The sequence below is a fragment of the Pseudomonas sp. Irchel 3H7 genome (genome assembly GCF_900187605.1).
GTDB lineage: Bacteria > Pseudomonadota > Gammaproteobacteria > Pseudomonadales > Pseudomonadaceae > Aquipseudomonas.
In genome coordinates, this window is record NZ_FYEA01000005.1 from 173,759 (window position 1) to 192,469 (window position 18,711).

At 57.2% G+C, this 18,711-nt stretch carries 17 protein-coding genes and 1 pseudogene; 8 read left to right on the forward strand and 10 right to left on the reverse strand.

Going from position 1 to position 18,711, the window contains the following annotated elements; translation table 11 throughout:
- The first annotated feature begins 217 nt into the window (after positions 1 to 217).
- Positions 218 to 670, forward strand: a complete 453-nt coding sequence (locus tag CKW38_RS11175) for a GNAT family N-acetyltransferase (RefSeq protein ID WP_007913781.1) — start codon at positions 218 to 220, stop codon at positions 668 to 670.
- A gap of 200 nt (positions 671 to 870) precedes the next feature.
- Here the strand turns inward: CKW38_RS11175 and CKW38_RS11180 are convergent, their stop codons facing one another.
- Genes CKW38_RS11180 through CKW38_RS11190 form a run of 3 tightly spaced genes read right to left on the reverse strand, consistent with a single transcriptional unit; the run spans position 871 to position 3,854 of the window.
- Positions 871 to 1,167 carry a helix-turn-helix domain-containing protein gene (locus CKW38_RS11180; protein WP_095112766.1) on the reverse strand — a complete coding sequence of 99 codons (297 nt, stop codon included), beginning with the start codon at positions 1,165 to 1,167 and terminating at the stop codon, positions 871 to 873.
- 24 nt (positions 1,168 to 1,191) lie between these two features.
- Positions 1,192 to 1,686, reverse strand: coding sequence for a M48 family metallopeptidase (locus tag CKW38_RS11185; protein WP_095112860.1), 495 nt, complete (start codon positions 1,684 to 1,686; stop codon positions 1,192 to 1,194).
- A 44-nt stretch (positions 1,687 to 1,730) separates the two neighbouring features.
- Positions 1,731 to 3,854 (reverse strand): bifunctional diguanylate cyclase/phosphodiesterase, encoded by a 2,124-nt coding sequence (locus CKW38_RS11190; protein WP_095112767.1) that lies wholly within the window; start codon positions 3,852 to 3,854, stop codon positions 1,731 to 1,733.
- A gap of 322 nt (positions 3,855 to 4,176) precedes the next feature.
- On the opposite strand from CKW38_RS11190, the gene CKW38_RS11195 reads away from it, so the two are divergent.
- Together CKW38_RS11195 and CKW38_RS11200 are read left to right on the forward strand one after the other, a co-directional pair.
- A complete protein-coding gene (locus tag CKW38_RS11195) occupies positions 4,177 to 4,845 on the forward strand; it encodes a polysaccharide lyase family 7 protein (RefSeq protein ID WP_007913770.1) in 669 nt (222 codons plus the stop codon).
- 457 nt (positions 4,846 to 5,302) lie between these two features.
- Positions 5,303 to 5,665: a DUF6124 family protein gene (locus tag CKW38_RS11200; protein WP_007913768.1), complete on the forward strand. Its 363-nt coding sequence runs from the start codon at positions 5,303 to 5,305 to the stop codon at positions 5,663 to 5,665.
- Positions 5,666 to 5,864: 199 nt separating this feature from the next.
- On the opposite strand, the gene CKW38_RS11205 is transcribed toward CKW38_RS11200, so the two are convergent.
- Entirely contained in the window at positions 5,865 to 6,098 is a 234-nt protein-coding gene (locus tag CKW38_RS11205) for a ubiquitin-like protein (RefSeq protein ID WP_095112768.1), read from the reverse strand.
- Positions 6,099 to 6,335: 237 nt separating this feature from the next.
- Between CKW38_RS11205 and CKW38_RS11210 the strand changes: the two are divergent.
- Both CKW38_RS11210 and CKW38_RS29635 read left to right on the forward strand, forming a co-directional pair.
- Positions 6,336 to 7,027 (forward strand): annotated as a pseudogene (locus CKW38_RS11210) (transposase).
- A 265-nt stretch (positions 7,028 to 7,292) separates the two neighbouring features.
- A complete protein-coding gene (locus tag CKW38_RS29635) occupies positions 7,293 to 7,652 on the forward strand; it encodes a hypothetical protein (RefSeq protein ID WP_141232657.1) in 360 nt (119 codons plus the stop codon).
- A 296-nt stretch (positions 7,653 to 7,948) separates the two neighbouring features.
- On the opposite strand, the gene fba is transcribed toward CKW38_RS29635, so the two are convergent.
- The 6 genes from fba to tkt form a co-directional block, all read right to left on the reverse strand.
- Entirely contained in the window at positions 7,949 to 9,013 is a 1,065-nt protein-coding gene (gene fba / locus CKW38_RS11215) for a class II fructose-bisphosphate aldolase (RefSeq protein WP_007913760.1), read from the reverse strand.
- 252 nt (positions 9,014 to 9,265) lie between these two features.
- Positions 9,266 to 9,598, reverse strand: a complete 333-nt coding sequence (locus CKW38_RS11220; RefSeq protein WP_016987235.1) for an MliC family protein — start codon at positions 9,596 to 9,598, stop codon at positions 9,266 to 9,268.
- Between the two features lie 57 nt (positions 9,599 to 9,655).
- Positions 9,656 to 9,877, reverse strand: coding sequence for a hypothetical protein (locus tag CKW38_RS11225; protein WP_007913756.1), 222 nt, complete (start codon positions 9,875 to 9,877; stop codon positions 9,656 to 9,658).
- A 34-nt stretch (positions 9,878 to 9,911) separates the two neighbouring features.
- Positions 9,912 to 11,075 carry a phosphoglycerate kinase gene (locus CKW38_RS11230; RefSeq protein WP_007913753.1) on the reverse strand — a complete coding sequence of 388 codons (1,164 nt, stop codon included), beginning with the start codon at positions 11,073 to 11,075 and terminating at the stop codon, positions 9,912 to 9,914.
- Positions 11,076 to 11,087: 12 nt separating this feature from the next.
- Complete coding sequence (gene epd, locus CKW38_RS11235) at positions 11,088 to 12,140, reverse strand: erythrose-4-phosphate dehydrogenase (RefSeq protein WP_095112769.1); 1,053 nt, start codon at positions 12,138 to 12,140, stop codon at positions 11,088 to 11,090.
- A gap of 160 nt (positions 12,141 to 12,300) precedes the next feature.
- Positions 12,301 to 14,298 carry a transketolase gene (tkt, locus tag CKW38_RS11240; RefSeq protein ID WP_095112770.1) on the reverse strand — a complete coding sequence of 666 codons (1,998 nt, stop codon included), beginning with the start codon at positions 14,296 to 14,298 and terminating at the stop codon, positions 12,301 to 12,303.
- 258 nt (positions 14,299 to 14,556) lie between these two features.
- Here tkt and CKW38_RS11245 point away from each other — a divergent pair, with 258 nt between their 5' ends.
- The 3 genes from CKW38_RS11245 (at position 14,557) to ligB (ending at position 18,698) form a co-directional block, all read left to right on the forward strand.
- Entirely contained in the window at positions 14,557 to 15,552 is a 996-nt protein-coding gene (locus tag CKW38_RS11245; RefSeq protein ID WP_095112771.1) for a metalloregulator ArsR/SmtB family transcription factor, read from the forward strand.
- Positions 15,553 to 15,570: 18 nt separating this feature from the next.
- Positions 15,571 to 16,761, forward strand: a complete 1,191-nt coding sequence (metK, locus tag CKW38_RS11250; RefSeq protein ID WP_007913745.1) for a methionine adenosyltransferase — start codon at positions 15,571 to 15,573, stop codon at positions 16,759 to 16,761.
- Positions 16,762 to 17,021: 260 nt separating this feature from the next.
- The gene (gene ligB, locus CKW38_RS11255) at positions 17,022 to 18,698 is read left to right on the forward strand and encodes an NAD-dependent DNA ligase LigB (RefSeq protein WP_095112772.1); all 1,677 of its coding nucleotides are present in this window, start codon (positions 17,022 to 17,024) and stop codon (positions 18,696 to 18,698) included.
- Positions 18,699 to 18,711: the final 13 nt, after the last annotated feature.

Below are 18,711 nucleotides of genomic sequence, written 5' to 3' on the forward strand. Positions count from 1 at the left end.
TTCAGCCAAAACCCCAAGGCCCCTTACCGGCAAAACCCAGGCCCTAACATTAGCTCATTGCAGCCAGTGCACAGGGCTCTTCAGCAGATTACACAAAGTCGCCGAGACTGCGAGAAAGGAATGATGGCATTTTGACCTTTGTCACAGACTCTTACGCCATAAAGACATCTTTGCCGCAGGCGCTTAGTATCGGGCGACACGTTCAAGGAATCGGCAAATGACAATCGAATGGGTCTGCAAACATCACAGTGATCTGGGCAAGGAACAGCTGTACGCGCTGTTGAAGCTGCGCTCGGACGTGTTCGTGGTTGAACAGAAATGCGCTTATCCGGACCTCGACGGTCAGGATCTGGAAGGCGATACCTATCACCTGATGGGTTGGGAAGATGATCAGTTGATGGCCTACCTGCGCCTGCTGGATCCGGAATCCCAGGGCGGCGACGTGGTGATCGGCCGGGTGATTACTGCACCGCAGGGGCGCGGCAGAGGGCTGGGGCACGAAATGATGGAGCAGGCGCTGAAACAGGCTGAAAAGCATTGGCCGCAGGTGCCGATCTATCTGTCGGCACAGGCGCATTTGCAGGGGTATTACGGCAAGTACGGGTTTGTTGTGGCGGGTGAAGAGTATCTGGAGGATGACATTCCACACATCGGGATGCGTCGCGCCTGAACAGCCCCTCACCTTAGCCCTCTCCCGGAGGGAGAGGGGACTGACCGAGTTGTGCTGCGCTATCCGCCGACCTGAAAAACCGAGTCGATTATGGATTCAACGGCGCTCGCTCACGTCGGCGTAACTCTCCAATATCCCCCAATCGGCCCCCTCTCCCTCTGGGAGAGGGCTGGGCGGGCGGCGTTCCGATGAGGGGCTTTTCAGGGATATCCCAGAACTGCCTTGATCTGCCGCAAATTACGCTCGATCCACCCGCGATCAATCGCCCCCCAATCACGAATCCGATAGCGCCCGGCGTGATTGCGCGCGCCCTCTTCCTGCTCGAACTCACAAACGATATCCAGATCCGCCAACGCCGCAATCGTGTCCTGCGCCGTGCGCCGGGGCATGCCGGTCACTTCGGTCAGCGTCGGCACACTCGGCGCCAGACCGCTGTCGATCAGGTACGCCACATACAAGCGGCGGTAGAAACTGCTTTTGGTCTTGCTGACGTCCATCCACACCTTCCTGGTTGCGTACTGTTAAGCCTGCATATCCCGCCACGTCAGGTACACGCGCAGATCAAACTCGACCTGGTGGTACCCCGGCAGCATGTGCTCACACAATTTATAGAACGCCTTGTTGTGATCCGACTCTTTGAAATGCGCCAGTTCATGCACCACGATCATTTTCAGAAAGTCCGGCGCGGCGTCCTTGAACAACGAGGCGATACGAATCTCTTTCTTGGCCTTGAGCTTGCCGCCCTGCACCCGCGACACTGTGGTGTGCAGACCGAGGGCGCGGTGCGTCAGGTCGAGGCGATTGTCGAACAGCACCTTGTCGATGGCCGGCGCGTTGCGCAGGTATTCCTGCTTCAAGTCCAGCGCATAGCTGTACAAAGCCTTGTCGCTCTGCACGTCGTGCCGTCCCGGATAGCGTTGATTCAGGTAATCACCCAGACGCCCTTCGGCGATCAATTGGCGCACCTGATCCTGTAATTGCGCGGGATAGGCCTGGAGGTACTTCAACACAGTCATGGACAAGCGACACGGTTCGAAAAAGGTGCGCCAGTGTAGCGAATTCAAACGGGCAGCGCGCTCCAGTCAAACGGCTCGGCGAAGCTGACCGCGTCCTCGGCGATCAATGGCCGGGCCACGAGGAAGCCCTGCACATACTCGCAGCCGTGGGCTTGCAGCCATTGGTATTGCTCGATGGTTTCAACGCCCTCGGCGATCACCAGCAAACCGTATTGCTTGCACAGACTGATGACCGTGCTGACCAGCGAGGCGTCGCGTTTGGAGTCCGGCAATCGCGCGATGAGATGGCGATCAATTTTCAGCGTATCGAGTTCCAGATCGCGCAGATGCGCCAGCGAACACGGCCCGGAACCGAAGTCATCCAGCGCCACCCGCACCCCAAGATTGCGCAGCAAACGCAGCTGTTTGCGGGTTTCGTCGGGGTTTTGCATCAGCGCTTCTTCGGTGACTTCGACCTCCAGTTGCCGAGGCTGCAAGGCGTGTCGCTCCATCACCTGACGCAACTCGGTGACCAGATTCGGCAGACTGAACTGGGTGTTGCTCAAACTCACGCCGAGCACCAGATCCTCGGCAAACAGGGTTTCCCAGGCTTTACGCTGACCGGCGCCGCGATGATAAATCCAGCTGCCGAGGCGGCTGATCAGCCGCGCCTCTTCCAGCAGCGGCAAGAACAACCCCGGCGGCACATCGCCGACACTCGGGTGCTGCCAGCGCAACAACGCTTCAAAGCCACGAATCTGGCCCGTGTCGATAGCCACCTGCGGTTGATAGACCAGATTGAAATCGCGATTCTCGATGGCGGCACGCACGCTCTCTTCGAGCATCAACCGCGAGCGCGCCCTACCGTTCATTTCATGATCATAAAAGCGATATTGCTGACGCCCGGCGCGCTTGGCTTCGTACATGGCGATGTCGGATGCACGCAGCAATCCGTCGAGGTTCGAGCCGCAATCCGGATAAGTGGCGATGCCGATACTCGCGCCCAAAGCGATGTCCAACCCTTCGATCTGCTGACAGATCGACACTCGCTCGATGAGTTTTTCGGCAATCTTCGCCGCTTGCTCGGGAAACTCCAGATCCAGCAGCGCGGTGAATTCATCACCGCCCATGCGCGCGAGAATGTCGAACGGTCGCAGACAGGCCTTCAATTGCTCGGAGACCCAGCGCAACACCCGGTCGCCGGCATCGTGACCGAGTGAATCGTTGACCCGTTTGAAGCCATCAAGATCCAGATACAGCAAGACCCAACTGCTATCACTGCGCTCACCGCGCAGCAACAGGTTTTCAACAGTCTGGTAAAAGCCGCGGCGGTTGAGCAACCCGGTCAGTGGATCGGTCACCGCTTGGAATTCAAGCTGCTGGTGCAAGTGCCGCACCACCGACATGTCCAGCACGGTCACCACCATCGCGTGTTGCTCGGCAGGCAACGCCGCACACGACAAGGCTACCGGCACTTGCTGGCCGGGCGCCGTGCGTAGCAAGGCGTCGTGCAGCCTTAGCGTTTCGCCACGCTTGTAGCTGGCATAAAACTCGGAATCGGCCCACAGCGGAATGTGCGGCTTCTGTAGAAAATCGAGAAACTCTTTACCTTCCAGCTCCTTCACCGGCGCATTCAACAAACGCGAAATCGCCGGATTGGCAAAACGGATCAAACCGTCTTCGCCCACCACCAGAATGCCTTCAGCCGCGTTATCCAGCACCGAGGCATTGAAGGCGCGTGCCACTTCCAGATCATGACTCAGGCGCTGCAAGGCCCGGCGATTGCGCTGGTGCTCCAGCAACGCCTGCACTTTGGGCTTGAGTATCTGCGGGTCGAACGGCTTGAACAGGTAATCCACCGCGCCACTGGCATAGCCCTTGATCACGGCGTCCTGGGACTGTTCGTTGGCGGTCAGAAAGATGATCGGCGTCAGGCGCGTGCGCTGGCTGCCACGCATCAGGCGCGCGACTTCAAAGCCGTCCATGCCCGGCATTTGCACGTCCAGCAGCACCAGATCGACGTCGTGCGAGAGCAGAATATTGAGCGCTTCGAAACCCGAGGCTGCGGTGAGGACGTGCCAATCCTGGCGCTGCAGCAACGCGCGCATGCTGATCAGATTTTCAGGGTAATCATCAACGATCAAAAGGACAGAGTTGCCTTCACCTGGCGGGGGTTGCGCGCATTCCATGCTGCTTCTCTTGTCGGGACTTTTGGTCGGCTTCCGGTAAAAACCGCACACATACTGAGCCTTCACTCTAGTACTGGATCCAAGAAAGCAGAAGCTGTCATCAGGCCATCATTTAACCAAAGCGTGAATTTGCCGACTAACGGTCACCGCTGAAGCCCCCGAAAACCGGCAGAGATGGCATTTCGACAGGATGTTGACGTCAATCATCTGCCAAACGGGCATTAACAAAAAATCCCTCTACGCTTATAAAGGCCGCCCCAAAACGTGCGGGCTAGAGCTTCTGGCACGTACGTGCAGCGAATTTTGAGTGGAAGAACCCGACATGATCGATCTCGCAACCTGGAACCTCAGCGTTCCCGTTGGCAGCCCGCCATACACCGTCGAAACCTCCAAACTGGTGAACGGCTTCAAAGATCAATACTTCCATTCCGACACCGGCACCTTGTTCTTCTGGTCACCGGTTACCGGGTCAAAAACCGAAAACGCCATCTACCCGCGCACCGAACTGCGGGAGACCTACAGCAACGGCACGCTGCGAAACTGGTATTACCCGGACGCGGACAACCTGCTGCGGGCGACCCTCACGGTTAATAAGGTGCCCAGCTCCGGCAAGATCGTCATCGGCCAGATTCACGCTTATGAAAGCCAGAAGCCGATGGTCAAACTTGAGTATCAGTACAAGACAAAAACCGAAACCGGCAACCTGGTGATCAAGGTGCGCATGCATCCGGATGACGACGAAAGCCGCGTCATCACCCTCGCCACCGGGGTCAAACTGGATCGCGAATTCAACTACCTTATTCACCTGAGTCCTGGCGGTGCGTTGGGTGTCAGTGCGGCGGGTTATCAGTGGGATTCACAGATCAGCGCGACCTGGCGCAACAAGCCGTTGTACTTCAAGGCTGGGGTTTATGTGCAGGACAACACCGGGTATACGAGTGAGGGTGGGCAAGTGACCTTCTCCAAACTCGACATCGATCACGACAAATAACCCAATCCCCACGGTAGGAGCTGCCGAAGGCTGCGATCTTTTGATCCTGTTTTTGATTCTGAAAAGACAAAATCAAAAGATCGCAGCCTTCGGCAGCTCCTACCTTTAAACAGTGCTGTTTAGATCTGTCGGCGGTTACTTCCGGATGCCTACAAGGCCTTGCGCCGTTGCCTACCACTACGCCAGAATCCGCCGGCTTGTGCGCCTGGCGGGCCATCGGTAACTTGATTCGCGTCACTGATTTCCAGTGATCGGGTTTAGTAGCCCGTGGTTTCAAGCGTTGTGCACAAGCATCTGTCAGTCAGGTATTCCCATACCTGCGCTTGATGGTAGCTGTGCGCAGGGCACCTTCGGGTGCGCCGGCTTGCTCGAAACCCCGGTCTACTAACCTGCGTACAGTTGCCTCCACTTTGATTTAGTAGCCAGAGCGGGGGCACTCCAATCAGGTTTCGAGCAAATGACAAAATCAACGCCGCACCCGCCAGAAACAGATCCCGCATCCCCCTACGAATCCCTCGATTCCAAAAAACTCAACGACGCCGCCGAGCGCGCCCTCGACCATTACCTCAAACCGTCAGCCTTCATCATGGCCAGCACGCATAAACCCGAACCCATGTACCTCGCCAACCCGAAGTACAACACCGAATCCCTGCTGGCCAACGCCAGCGAAACACTGGGTTCAGCCAGCGAAATGCTCAACAACTTCGCCGCCATGCTCGACACCTCACACCGCAAGACCGCGCTAGGCATTGCGCAAGTCGTCATGCTCGGTGAATTGGCGGTAAATCAGGCATTGGATCACGTTGAACTGAAGGAGTAGTCACTCATACCGAACTTTTCATTGAGGAATCCCTTGAATGTCCACTACAAGTGACAATCTTATCTTTTAAACGGTAAAACGCCCTCACACAAGAAACCCACCTAACGGCGGGTTTCTTTTTAGACCAGCTTAATTATTCCTAGACTTTGTAACAACGCTGATTGAACTCAAAGAAAAACCTTTTTAATACATTACCGCATCACCCACTGCGCAAACGCAACCTCAAATCAAGTGTCGATTCTTTAACAATATTATAGTCTGCTAATGAGCGCCCCTCCTCGAGTTGCTTTCCATTAAAAATCAGCCACTGCTGATCAGGCGGAATGCCCTCCTTATCCTGTACTTTCTCCTTAACATTTAGGATACTGTCGCTTGATTCGACCTCTAGAACGACAACCTTAGCATCAGACATTTTTTTTACATAAACCCGCATAGCTCCACTCCTCATTTACAAACAACAAATAGAGAGCCAATCTCCAAACCCTATTCTCCTCACATTTAAGACTTCCACACCTGATAGAACTAACAGGTTTTCATAATAAATAGCGATAAACCCCATATCAAAAAATCGTAAAAAAGTGGACGAACAAAAAAGGGAGCAGATTTATTTAGATCCTCCCATCCCTCACAGCTCCACTTACTTCGTTATAACAAGGACATAGTAGGTTATATGCCAAGAATGGCACGCATTGTATTACCCAATTATCCGCACCATATTGTGCAACGAGGCCACAACAAGCAGGTAGTATTCGCCACCCCAGAGGCTTCCGGCGATATCTCAGCCATTTGAAAGAATTCAAGCATGTATTTGGCGTGAAGGTTTACGCCCTCTGTTTAATGACTAATCACGTCCACCTCCTCCTCGCCCCAGGAGATGACGCATCTGGACTCGGGCAGTTGATGAAAGGTCTGGCTGGCCGTATGACGCGTTATCGCAATAGACTCGAAGGTCGTTCGGGCACCCTGTGGGAAAGTCGATACAAATCTAGCGTCGTCGAAAGAGACACCTATTTGCTAGCCTGTAGCCGATACATCGAACTCAACCCGGTGCGAGCCCAAATGATTGGTCGGGCACAAGATTACCCGAGATCGAGCTATTCCTTGAGACTTAATGAAACTGCCGAGAGCATTTGGCTGGGTGAAAGCCCCGGTTTCAAAGGACTTGGATTAGACTATTCAGCCCGCTTGGCTCGTTACAGCGAATTGATAGATCAGGCCACACCCCCGTCAGAGTTGCAGTTGATAAGAGGGGCGCTTCAACGCGGGCAATTGACGGGCAGTCCGCGCTTCACAGAAGAAATTGAAAACATCACGGGAATGCGGGTTTCACAACGCTCTAGAGGGCGCCCCCCCCCGAAATAGTGTGGACGCTTACAAAAAAATCGAAAGGGATTGGATTTAATAAATCTGTCCCCTTTTTGATTTCTTTTGCCACTTCCTTTTTTATCACAATAAATAATAAGCTTTATATCAAAAAAATATTAAAACTGTCATTTATTACAGGTGCCTGCTCGTTCACAAAAAACTATTCTTAGTCAAACAACGCAAAATATTAAAAAGTTAGAAGATCAAATCTGTCCATTGTTTCCAAATCACAAAAAGCAACAAATCCATCGAGGAGATTGACATGTCGCATCCGATAAATGGTGATTACAGCCACGTCTACTACGGCAAGGAAGAGACTATTCTTTTTCGCATTACTAGCCATGATGAAGCAAGTGGTAAATTCAGTGGGGAATTACTTGAGAACCAGTTCACCCCTTCTTCAACCAGCCACAATATAAATGGATGGTTCAGTTTCAATAGAAGCACAAGTTCTACATCGTTTACCTTCGAGACGCCAACAGACAAGTGGGATTTGCAATCACCCTACTTGGAGAGTCCGAATCAATTCGGGATAATGAACGCAATCCGCACCCCAAAAGACAAATCGCAACCGCCTCAAAACTGGGTTTTATTGAAAACAAATTCACACACAGGTACTTAGCCATTCTCTCACTTACCGAAATACACCTTCATGATGTCGCATTTCCTTGCGCCTAACGTAAACAGAAAACATTATTCAACCTGAGCATAGTTTCTTCCAGCGACACGTAATTCACCGCCAACTGCGCTCTCGCCGTTTTATTAAGAATTATCAGAGGGTTACCAAGAAAGATAGTTGACGAATTTGGATAGAATACATAAGCTAGACATAGAAACGGCTCAACGATTTGACCATTCCTCATGCATTAAAAAACCGCCTCACGGCGGTTTTTTTAATGCCGGCAAAACTCGAATAGCTTAGTTAACCTTGGCGTTCAACTCACCCTTCAGATAACGCTGGTACATCGCTTCCAGCGAGATCGGTTTGATCTTCGAAGCATTACCGGCAGTACCAAACGCTTCATAACGAGCGATACACACGTCACGCATTGCAGTAACAGTCGCGCCGAAGAATTTACGTGGGTCGAATTCGCTCGGGTTGGTGGCCATCAGGCGACGCATCGCACCGGTGGATGCCAAGCGCAGGTCGGTGTCGATGTTGACCTTGCGCACGCCGTACTTGATGCCTTCGACGATTTCTTCAACCGGTACGCCGTAGGTTTCTTTGATGTCGCCGCCGTACTGGTTGATGATCGCCAGCCACTCTTGTGGCACCGACGATGAACCGTGCATTACCAGGTGAGTGTTCGGGATGCGCTTGTGGATTTCCTTGATGCGGTCGATCGCCAACACGTCACCGGTCGGTGGCTTGGTGAACTTGTAGGCGCCGTGGCTGGTGCCGATGGCGATGGCCAGGGCATCGACCTGGGTGCGTTTGACGAAGTCAGCGGCTTCTTCCGGGTCGGTCAGCATTTGGCTGTGATCCAGAACGCCTTCGGCGCCGATGCCGTCTTCTTCACCGGCCATGCCGGTTTCCAGCGAACCCAGGCAGCCCAGCTCGCCTTCTACCGAAACGCCGCAGGCGTGCGCCATGGCCACGGTTTGTTGGGTAACGCGGACGTTGTAGTCGTAGTCGGTCGGGGTCTTGCCGTCTTCGCCCAGCGAGCCGTCCATCATCACCGAGCTGAAGCCCAGTTGGATCGAGCGCTGGCAGACGTCAGGGCTGGTGCCGTGGTCCTGGTGCATGCACACCGGGATGTGCGGGAATTCTTCGATCGCGGCCAGGATCAGGTGACGCAGGAAAGGCGCGCCGGCGTATTTACGGGCGCCGGCCGAAGCCTGAACGATCACCGGGGAGTCAGTCTTGTCAGCGGCTTCCATGATGGCGCGCATCTGCTCAAGGTTGTTGACGTTGAAGGCTGGAACGCCGTAGCCGAATTCGGCTGCGTGGTCCAACATCTGGCGCATGCTGATAAGTGCCATTGTGTGTGTCTCTCCCGGTTGAGGGTCGTTAATCGTGCCAGCCTGCCGGAGCGGCGGCGGCTATTCAAGTGATTGCAGATCGGGGGTTGAGGCCCGGTCTGGTGATTCGATAAAGCCAATTCTTCAGAACTGCGCAGAACCCTTGTAGGAGTGAGCCTGCTCGCGATAGCCATCTTTCAGTCAATATTGCAGCGACTGTCAGGTCGCTATCGCGAGCAGGCTCACTCCTACATTGGGTCTGCGGTGATGCAATTACTGCGCTTTGCAGCCGCGGCCGATCAGGTCATTGGTGGCGACCCAGTACACCAGGCCTTCCTCTCCCTTGACGTGAAACGCCAGCATGCCGTCGCTGTACAGCGTGCCCGAGGCCCCCGGCTCTTCTTTCAGGCGATAGACCTGATCACCGCCACCCAGTCGAACGTCGACTTCCTTCTGGCCGGCATCGGCGTAACGCCACAGCACTTTGGCCTGGCTGTCGCAGGTCCAGGTGGTCCAGTTGTCCGCCGGAGCAGACGACTGAAACAGGTTCAACTGCGCGCAACCGCCCAACAATGCCAACGCCGCAATGGCGATCAAGCCTTTCATCCGTGTTCCTCGACTGACGGCGCATGCCGCCAGCCCTGAGTTAAAGAGTCAGACCCGTCAAGGACAACCATGTTCCTTGGCCGGGGTTTGCGTCTCGTATTTGTCCAGGCCGTCCGGCCCCGAGCGCTTGTTCAGCACCGGGTTGGTTTCGGCCTGCCAGTCGGCCTGATAACAGCCCTTCTGCGACTCGCTCGGCGCCGGCGTGGCCTCGGCCTTCGGGTTACTCCCGCAGGCCGCCAGCGTACCGGTCAGCAACAACAGCGCTAACGACTTGACCATGAAAACACTCCTTTGCCTGGCCAAACGGGCGGCCTCAGGCCTTGGCCCGGCTTTCCAGGACTTCAACGGCTGGCAGCACTTTGCCCTCGACGAATTCGAGGAACGCGCCACCACCGGTGGAAATGTAGGAGATTTGCTCAGCCACGCCATATTTATCGATCGCGGCCAGGGTGTCGCCACCGCCAGCGATGGAGAACGCCGAGCTTTCCGCGATGGCCTGAGCCAGCACTTTGGTGCCGTTGCCGAACTGGTCGAATTCGAACACACCGACCGGGCCGTTCCACAGAATGGTTTTCGACGACTTCAGCAGTTCGGCGAAGTTGGCTGCGGTTTGCGGGCCGATGTCCAGAATCATGTCGTCAGCCGCGACGTCGGCGATCAGCTTGACGGTCGCTTCAGCGGTTTCAGCGAATTCTTTGGCAACCACCACGTCAACCGGCAGTGGCACGCTGACTTTGGCAGCGATGGCGCGCGCGGTGTCGAGCAGATCCGGTTCGTACAGCGACTTGCCAACCGGGTGACCGGCGGCCGCGAGGAAGGTGTTGGCGATGCCGCCGCCGACGATCAGTTGATCGCAGATCTGGCTCAGGCTGTTCAGCACGTCGAGTTTGGTCGACACCTTAGAGCCGGCAACGATGGCCGCCATTGGCTGAGCCGGTGCGCCGAGGGCTTTGCCCAGTGCATCCAGTTCAGCGGCCAACAGTGGGCCAGCAGCGGCGACTTTGGCGAACTTGGCCACGCCGTGGGTCGAACCTTCGGCGCGGTGAGCGGTGCCGAACGCGTCCATCACGAACACGTCGCACAGGGCGGCGTATTGCTGGGCCAGTTCGTCAGCGTTCTTTTTCTCGCCTTTGTTGAAGCGCACGTTTTCGAACAGAACGATGTCGCCGGCCTTGACGTCAACGCCGCCGAGGTAATCGGCGACCAGCGGCACTTCACGGCCCAAGGCCTTGCTCAGGTAGTCAGCAACAGGCTTGAGGCTGTTCTCGGCGGAGAACTCGCCTTCGGTCGGACGGCCAAGGTGCGAGCAGACCATCACGGCCGCGCCTTTTTCCAGGGCCAGCTTGATGGTCGGCAGCGAAGCCAGGATACGCGCGTCGCTGGTGACAACACCGTCCTTGACTGGGACGTTGAGGTCTTCGCGGATCAATACGCGCTTACCTTGCAGATCGAGGTCGGACATCTTCAACACGGTCATGGGTCGCACTTCCTACGGTTTTTTTGAAGTTGCTGTTTGCAGATAGTGTTCTGCAACGTCCAGCATTCGGTTGGCAAAACCCCATTCGTTGTCGAACCAGGCCAGGATGTTCACCAGTTTGGGGCCGGAAACACGGGTCTGACTGGCATCGACGATGGCCGAATGTGGGTCATGGTTGAAATCACAACTGGCGTGCGGCAGCTCGGTATAGGCGAGCAGACCTTTGAGCGGGCCATAGGTGGCGGCTTCGCGCAGGATCCGGTTGACCTCATTGGCATCGGTCGCGGTGGCGGTCTGCATCGTGATGTCGAGGCAGGACACGTTGACCGTCGGCACGCGTACGGCTTTGGCCTGAATTCGCCCGGCAAGTTCCGGCAGCAGGCGCTCGATACCGCGCGCCAGACCAGTGGACACCGGGATCACCGACTGAAACGCCGAACGCGTGCGGCGCAGGTCTTCGTGGTGATAGGCGTCGATCACCGGCTGATCGTTCATCGCCGAGTGAATCGTGGTGATCGACACGTAATCGAGGCCGATCGCCTTGTCGAGCAGGCGCAACAACGGCACGCCGCAGTTGGTGGTGCAGGAGGCGTTGGACACCAGCAGCTCGTCGCCGGTCAGGCAATCCTGATTGACGCCATAAACGATGGTGGCGTCGACATCCGCCTCGCTGGCCATCGGCTGCGAGAACAACACGCGTGGCGCGCCGGCGTCGAGAAAGCGCTGGCCGTCGGCACGGGTGTTATAGGCACCGGAGCATTCGAGCACCAGATCGACACCAAGCGACGCCCAATCGATGCCTTCGGGGGTGGCACTGCGCAGGACCTTCACGCAGTCGCCATTAATATGCAGACAATCGCCTTCTACTCGCACCTCGCCCGGGAAGCGGCCGTGGGTGGAGTCGAAGCGTGTCAGGTATTCGATGCTGGCCATGTCCGCCAGATCGTTGATCGCGACAATTTCAAACCCGGCTTTCTCGCCTCGCTCAAACAACGCACGCAAGACGCAACGACCAATCCGGCCGTAGCCGTTGAGTGCAACTTTGTAAGGACGCGGTTGAGGCATGGGGTTCTCGATAATATTCGCTACAACACAACCTCATGTAGGAGCTGCCGAAGGCTGCGATCTTTTGATCCTGTTTTTTTCAGATCAAGATCAAAAGATCGCAGCCTCCGGCAGCTCCTACAGGGGAACGCGGTGGCCGGGGCCACCGCATTCGTACTGCTTAGTCTTCCAGCAGTTCTTCAGCCTGACCCAGGATGTTTTCCAGGGTGAAGCCGAACTCTTCGAACAGTGCCGAAGCCGGAGCCGATTCGCCGTAAGTGGTCATGCCGATCACGCGACCTTCCAGACCCACGTACTTGAACCAGAAGTCGGCGTGAGCCGCTTCGATGGCGATACGCGCGCCAACCTGCAATGGCAGCACGGCTTGCTTGTAGCCGGCGTCCTGAGCATCGAACACGCTGGTGCACGGCATGGAAACCACGCGCACCTTGCGACCTTGTTCGGTTAGTTTGTCGTAAGCCTGAACCGCCAGACCGACTTCCGAACCGGTGGCGATCAGGATCAGCTCAGGCTCGCCTGCGCAGTCCTTCAGCACGTAACCGCCACGGCTGATGTCGGCAATCTGGCCGGCATCGCGTTCCTGGTGTTGCAGGTTCTGACGCGAGAAGATCAGCGCCGATGGGCCGTCCTTACGCTCCAGCGCGTTTTTCCAGGCCACGGCCGATTCCACGGCATCGGCTGGACGCCAGGTGTCGAGGTTCGGCGTGGTACGCAGGCTGGTCAGTTGCTCGATCGGCTGGTGCGTCGGGCCGTCTTCGCCCAGACCGATGGAGTCGTGGGTGTAGACGTGGATGACCTGCTTCTTCATCAGCGCCGACATGCGTACAGCGTTGCGCGCGTATTCCATGAACATCAAGAAGGTCGCGCCGTAAGGCACCAGACCGCCGTGCAGGGTCACGCCGTTCATGATCGCGGTCATGCCGAATTCGCGCACGCCGTAGTACATGTAGTTGCCGCTGGCATCTTCAGCGCTGACGCCTTTGCAACCTTTCCACAGGGTCAGGTTGGAACCGGCAAGGTCAGCGGAGCCGCCGAGCAGTTCCGGCAGCAGCGGACCGAACGCGTTCAGGGTGTTCTGGCTGGCTTTACGGCTGGCGATGGTTTCGCCTTTGGCCGCGACTTCAGCGATGTAGGCCGAAGCTTTTTCGGAGAAGTCGGCCGGCAGTTCACCGCTCAGGCGACGTACCAGTTCGTTGGCTTCGGTCGGGAATGCAGCGGAGTAGGCAGCGAAACGCTGATCCCACTCGGCTTCGGCCGCGCGACCTTTTTCCTTGGCATCCCACTCGGCATAGATGTCGGCCGGGATTTCGAACGGGCCATGGTTCCAGTTCAGCGCCTGACGGGTCAGGGCGATTTCCGCATCACCCAGTGGAGCGCCGTGGCACTCTTCTTTGCCCTGCTTGTTCGGCGAACCGAAACCGATGGTGGTCTTGCAGCAAATCAGGGTCGGCAGCGGGCTCTTGCGCGCGGTCTCGATGGCGGTCTTGATCTCTTCCGGGTCATGACCGTCAACGTTGCGGATCACTTGCCAGTTGTAGGCCTCGAAACGCTTCGGCGTGTCATCGGTGAACCAGCCTTCGACTTCGCCGTCGATGGAGATGCCGTTGTCATCGTAGAAAGCGATCAGCTTGCCCAGACCAAGAGTGCCGGCCAGCGAAGCGACTTCGTGGGAAATGCCTTCCATCATGCAGCCATCACCCAGAAACACGTAGGTGTGGTGGTCGACAATGTTGTGGCCAGGACGGTTGAACTGCGCGCCCAGCACTTTTTCAGCCAGAGCGAAGCCCACAGCGTTGGCCAGACCCTGACCCAGCGGGCCGGTGGTAGTTTCAACGCCCGGGGTGTAACCGAACTCCGGGTGGCCCGGGGTGCGGCTGTGCAGTTGACGGAATTGCTTGAGGTCTTCGATCGACAGGTCATAACCGGTCAGGTGCAGCAGCGAGTAGATCAACATCGAGCCGTGGCCGTTGGACAGCACGAAGCGGTCACGGTCGGCGAACGATGGATTGCTCGGGTTGTGCTTGAGGTAGTCGCGCCAAAGCACTTCGGCGATATCTGCCATACCCATAGGGGCACCGGGATGGCCGCTGTTGGCTTTTTGCACGGCATCCATGCTGAGGGCACGAATGGCGTTGGCACGCTCACGACGGCTAGGCATCGCTGATCTCCTGGGTTCTGGTAAGTCGAAACGGAAAAAAGGAGGGCATTTTCCCTCACCGGGGCGCCTCGGGGCAATGACAGATAGTCATCGGGGGGCGTTTTTCCAATGGATAGCGGCGCTTTCTGTTGGTGAAACCTTTCCGCTACTCGTTTGTAGAGTTAACCGCCTGGTGAGAAGTGCCATTTATCGAGCAATATCAAAACTTTTTGATATTGCCCTTGCGATGAATTCCCCCCGTCTCTAGACTGCGGCCCTATGAATTTACGCGTGCCTTCCATTCGCCATGACGATTGCGACGAGCTGGCGGCCCTGTGCAAGGCCGGCGGCGATCCGTTGCGGCTGAATGTCCTGCGCGCATTGGCCAACGATTCGTTCGGTGTTCTGGAACTGGCGCAAATTTTCGGCATTGGCCAGTCCGGCATGAGCCACCACCTCAAGGTACTGGCCCAGGCTGATCTGGTGGCAACCCGCCGTGAAGGCAACGCGATTTTCTATCGCCGCGCCCTGCCCCACACCGAACTGCTCGGTGGCAAGCTGCACGCGGCACTGTTAGAAGAAGTCGACAACCTGGATCTGCCTGACGACGTGCAGGCGCGCATCGAACAGGTTCACGGCCAGCGTGCCGCGGCCAGTCAGGACTTTTTCGCCCGGGTGGCGGAGAAATTCCGTGCCCAGCAAGACTTGATCGCAGGCCTGCCGCAGTACCGCGAAAGCGTGCTGGCCCTGCTCGACAAACTGAACTTCAATGGTGCCGCCACGGCCATTGAAGTCGGCCCCGGCGATGGTGCTTTTCTGCCGGAACTGGCCCGTCGCTTCGGCACCGTAACCGCGCTGGACAACAGCCCGGCGATGCTCGAACTGGCGCGTCAGGTATGTGAACGTGAACAGCTGGCTAACGTCAGCCTGCAATTGGCCGATGCATTGAACGGCACCAGCCTTACGGCCGATTGCGTAGTGTTGAACATGGTGTTGCACCATTTCGCCGCGCCGGCCGATGCGCTCAAGCACATGGCCGACCTGCTGCAACCGGGCGGTAGCCTGCTCGTGACAGAGTTATGTAGCCACAACCAGAGTTGGGCCAGGGAGGCCTGCGGTGATCTGTGGTTGGGGTTTGAACAGGACGATTTGGCCCGTTGGGCCACCGCTGCGGGACTCGTTCCCGGGGAAAGCCTCTATGTAGGCTTACGTAATGGTTTCCAGATCCAGGTCCGCCATTTTCAGCGACCGGCTGGCGACACTCACCATCGGTAAATTCAGGAAAACATCGAGATGAGCGAATACTCCCTCTTCACCTCCGAGTCCGTGTCCGAAGGACATCCGGACAAAATCGCCGACCAGATTTCCGATGCGGTGCTGGACGCCATTATTGCCCAGGACAAACACGCACGCGTTGCTGTGGAAACCCTGGTCAAGACCGGCGTAGCCATCGTTGCCGGTGAAGTGACCACCAGCGCCTGGGTCGACCTGGAGCAGATCGTTCGTGACGTGATTTGCGACATCGGCTACACCAGCTCCGAAGTTGGCTTCGACGGCGCGACTTGCGGCGTGATGAACATCATCGGCAAGCAGTCCCCAGACATCAACCAGGGTGTTGACCGTGCCAAGCCTGAAGATCAGGGCGCCGGCGACCAGGGCCTGATGTTCGGCTACGCCAGCAACGAAACCGACGTTTTGATGCCAGCCCCGATCACCTTCTCGCACCAGTTGGTGCAGCGCCAGGCCGAAGCCCGTAAATCGGGTCTGCTGCCTTGGCTGCGTCCGGACGCCAAGTCGCAAGTGACTTGCCGTTACGAAGGCGGCAAGGTTGTCGGTATCGACGCAGTTGTTCTGTCGACCCAGCACAACCCTGAAGTGTCGTACAAAGACCTGCGCGAAGGCGTGATGGAGCTGATCGTCAAGCACGTGCTGCCTGCCGAATTGCTGAGCAAAGACACCCAGTTCCACATCAACCCGACCGGCCAGTTCATCATTGGCGGCCCGGTAGGTGACTGCGGTCTGACCGGTCGCAAGATCATCGTCGACAGCTACGGCGGCATGGCCCGTCACGGCGGTGGCGCGTTCTCCGGTAAAGATCCATCGAAGGTTGACCGTTCGGCTGCCTACGCTGGCCGTTATGTTGCCAAGAATATCGTCGCTGCAGGCCTGGCCGAGCGTTGCGAGATCCAGGTTTCCTACGCGATCGGCGTGGCTCAGCCAACTTCGATCTCGCTGAACACCTTCGGCACCGGCAAGATCAGCGATGACAAGATCGTCAAACTGGTGCGTGAAGTGTTCGACCTGCGTCCATACGCAATCACCACCATGCTCGATCTGCTGCACCCGATGTACCAGGAAACTGCAGCGTACGGCCACTTCGGTCGCACGCCAGAGACCAAGACCGTTGGGGAAGACACCTTCACCACGTTCACCTGGGAAAAAACCGACCGCGCCGACGCCCTGCGTTCCGCTGCTGGTCTGTAAGACTTCCCCGGCGGTACAAAAAGCCCCGCACGGTTCGCGCCGTGCGGGGCTTTTTCATGCCTGAAACCGGGAGTTCAACTCAGAACGTTCAGGTCGATGCATATCCAGCAAACCACTCGGTCAGTCCCCTCTCCCACCGGGAGAGGGTTAGGGTGAGGGGCTGTTTTCACTGCACAGAAACAAGCCGTAAAACACCCATCCGGCGGAGTAAATATTTTCGCCTAACCTTCAAACATTCCCCTTGAGCAAGGACGCTCACGATGCTTGCCACGCTGCGCCTGTTATTTATTTTCCTGCTGATGCCCGCCACATTCAGCGCGCAAGCCACCTGCCAAAACTGGCCCGCTGCACACGCCCAACGCGAAATCTCCGCCCTGCAAAACCAGATCGACCAATGGGACGACGCCTACTACCGCGAAGGCCGCTCACTGATTGCCGACGAACTCTACGACCAATCCCTTGCGAAACTGAACGAGTGGCGAGCGTGTTTCAAAGTGCCCTCGCCACCCGATCCTTTGCGCACAGTCTCAGGCTCAAACGCGCACCCCATCGCCCATACCGGCCTGGATAAAATCCACAAAGATGAGGCCGTGGGGGCCTGGCTACGTGATCGCAAGGACGTCTGGATACAACCCAAAGTCGACGGCGTCGCAGTGACGCTGATTTACCGTGCCGGCGTTTTGCATCAGGCCATCAGTCGCGGTGACGGGGTTCGCGGGCAAGACTGGACGCCATCAGCGCAGAAGATCGGCGCTATTCCTCAACGCCTGTCCCAACCATTGGATCTGCTGGTGCAGGGTGAACTCTACTGGCGCGTGAACGAGCACGTGCAAGCTCGATCCGGCAGCGTTAACGCTCGCGCCACCGTGGCCGGATTGATGAGCCGCAAATCCCTGAGCGCAGAACAGGCCACCGGCATCGGGCTGTTCGTTTGGGACTGGCCACAAGGACCTTTGGACTTGCCCCAGCGCATATCCGGATTGGCAACGCTGGGGTTCGTCACAATTGAACCGTACAGCCAACCCGTTGCCGACTTGGCAGAGGCACAGAAATGGCGCGATCACTGGTATCGCTCACCTTTGCCGTTTGCCACTGACGGCGTGGTTTTGCGCCAGAGTCTGCGACCTCCCGCAGATCGCTGGCAGGCGCGCTCACCCTACTGGGCGGTCGCCTGGAAATATCCGTTTGCGCAAGCCTTGGCTGAAGTGCGCAAGATCAACTTCAAGATCGGGCGCACCGGGCGCATCACACCGGTGATCGAGCTGATCCCCGTTAGGCTCGACGACCGCGAGATCAAACGCGTCAGCGCCAGTTCGTTGAAGCGCTGGCAAGCGTTGGACATTCGTCCCGGCGATCAGATTGCGATCAGCCTCGCCGGCCTGACCATTCCTCGGCTCGACAGCGTTGTATGGCGCACCACCGAACGCACGGATATCGATATCCCCAACGCCGATGACTTCCACGCCTTGAGTTGCTGGCAACCGACCCCCGGATGTGAAAGCCAGTTTCTCGCCCGTTTGACCTGGCTCAGTGGCAAACAAGGGCTGGCGATGCAGCATGTCGGTCGCGGTACCTGGGAGAAACTTCTCGAAACACGCCGCGTGAACAACCTGCTTGATTGGTTAACCCTTGATGGGCCGGAGCTTGCTAACATTGCCGGCTTCGGCGAGCGCAGCAGCGAACGCTTGATGCACAGTTTTCACAGCGCCCGCCAACGGCCCTTTGCCCAGTGGCTCAAAGCCTTGGGCCTGCCGCCAACCGGCCAGGCAATACTTACTGATTCCTGGCAGTCGCTGGCACAACGCAACACCGAACAATGGCAGGCTGAAGCCGGTATCGGCCCGGGACGCGCAGCGCAATTGAGCGCATTCTTCCGCGACCCGCAGGTACAGGCTTTGAGCGAAACCTTACATGCCGCCGGAATCGACGGTTTCTGACCACGCAATCCCG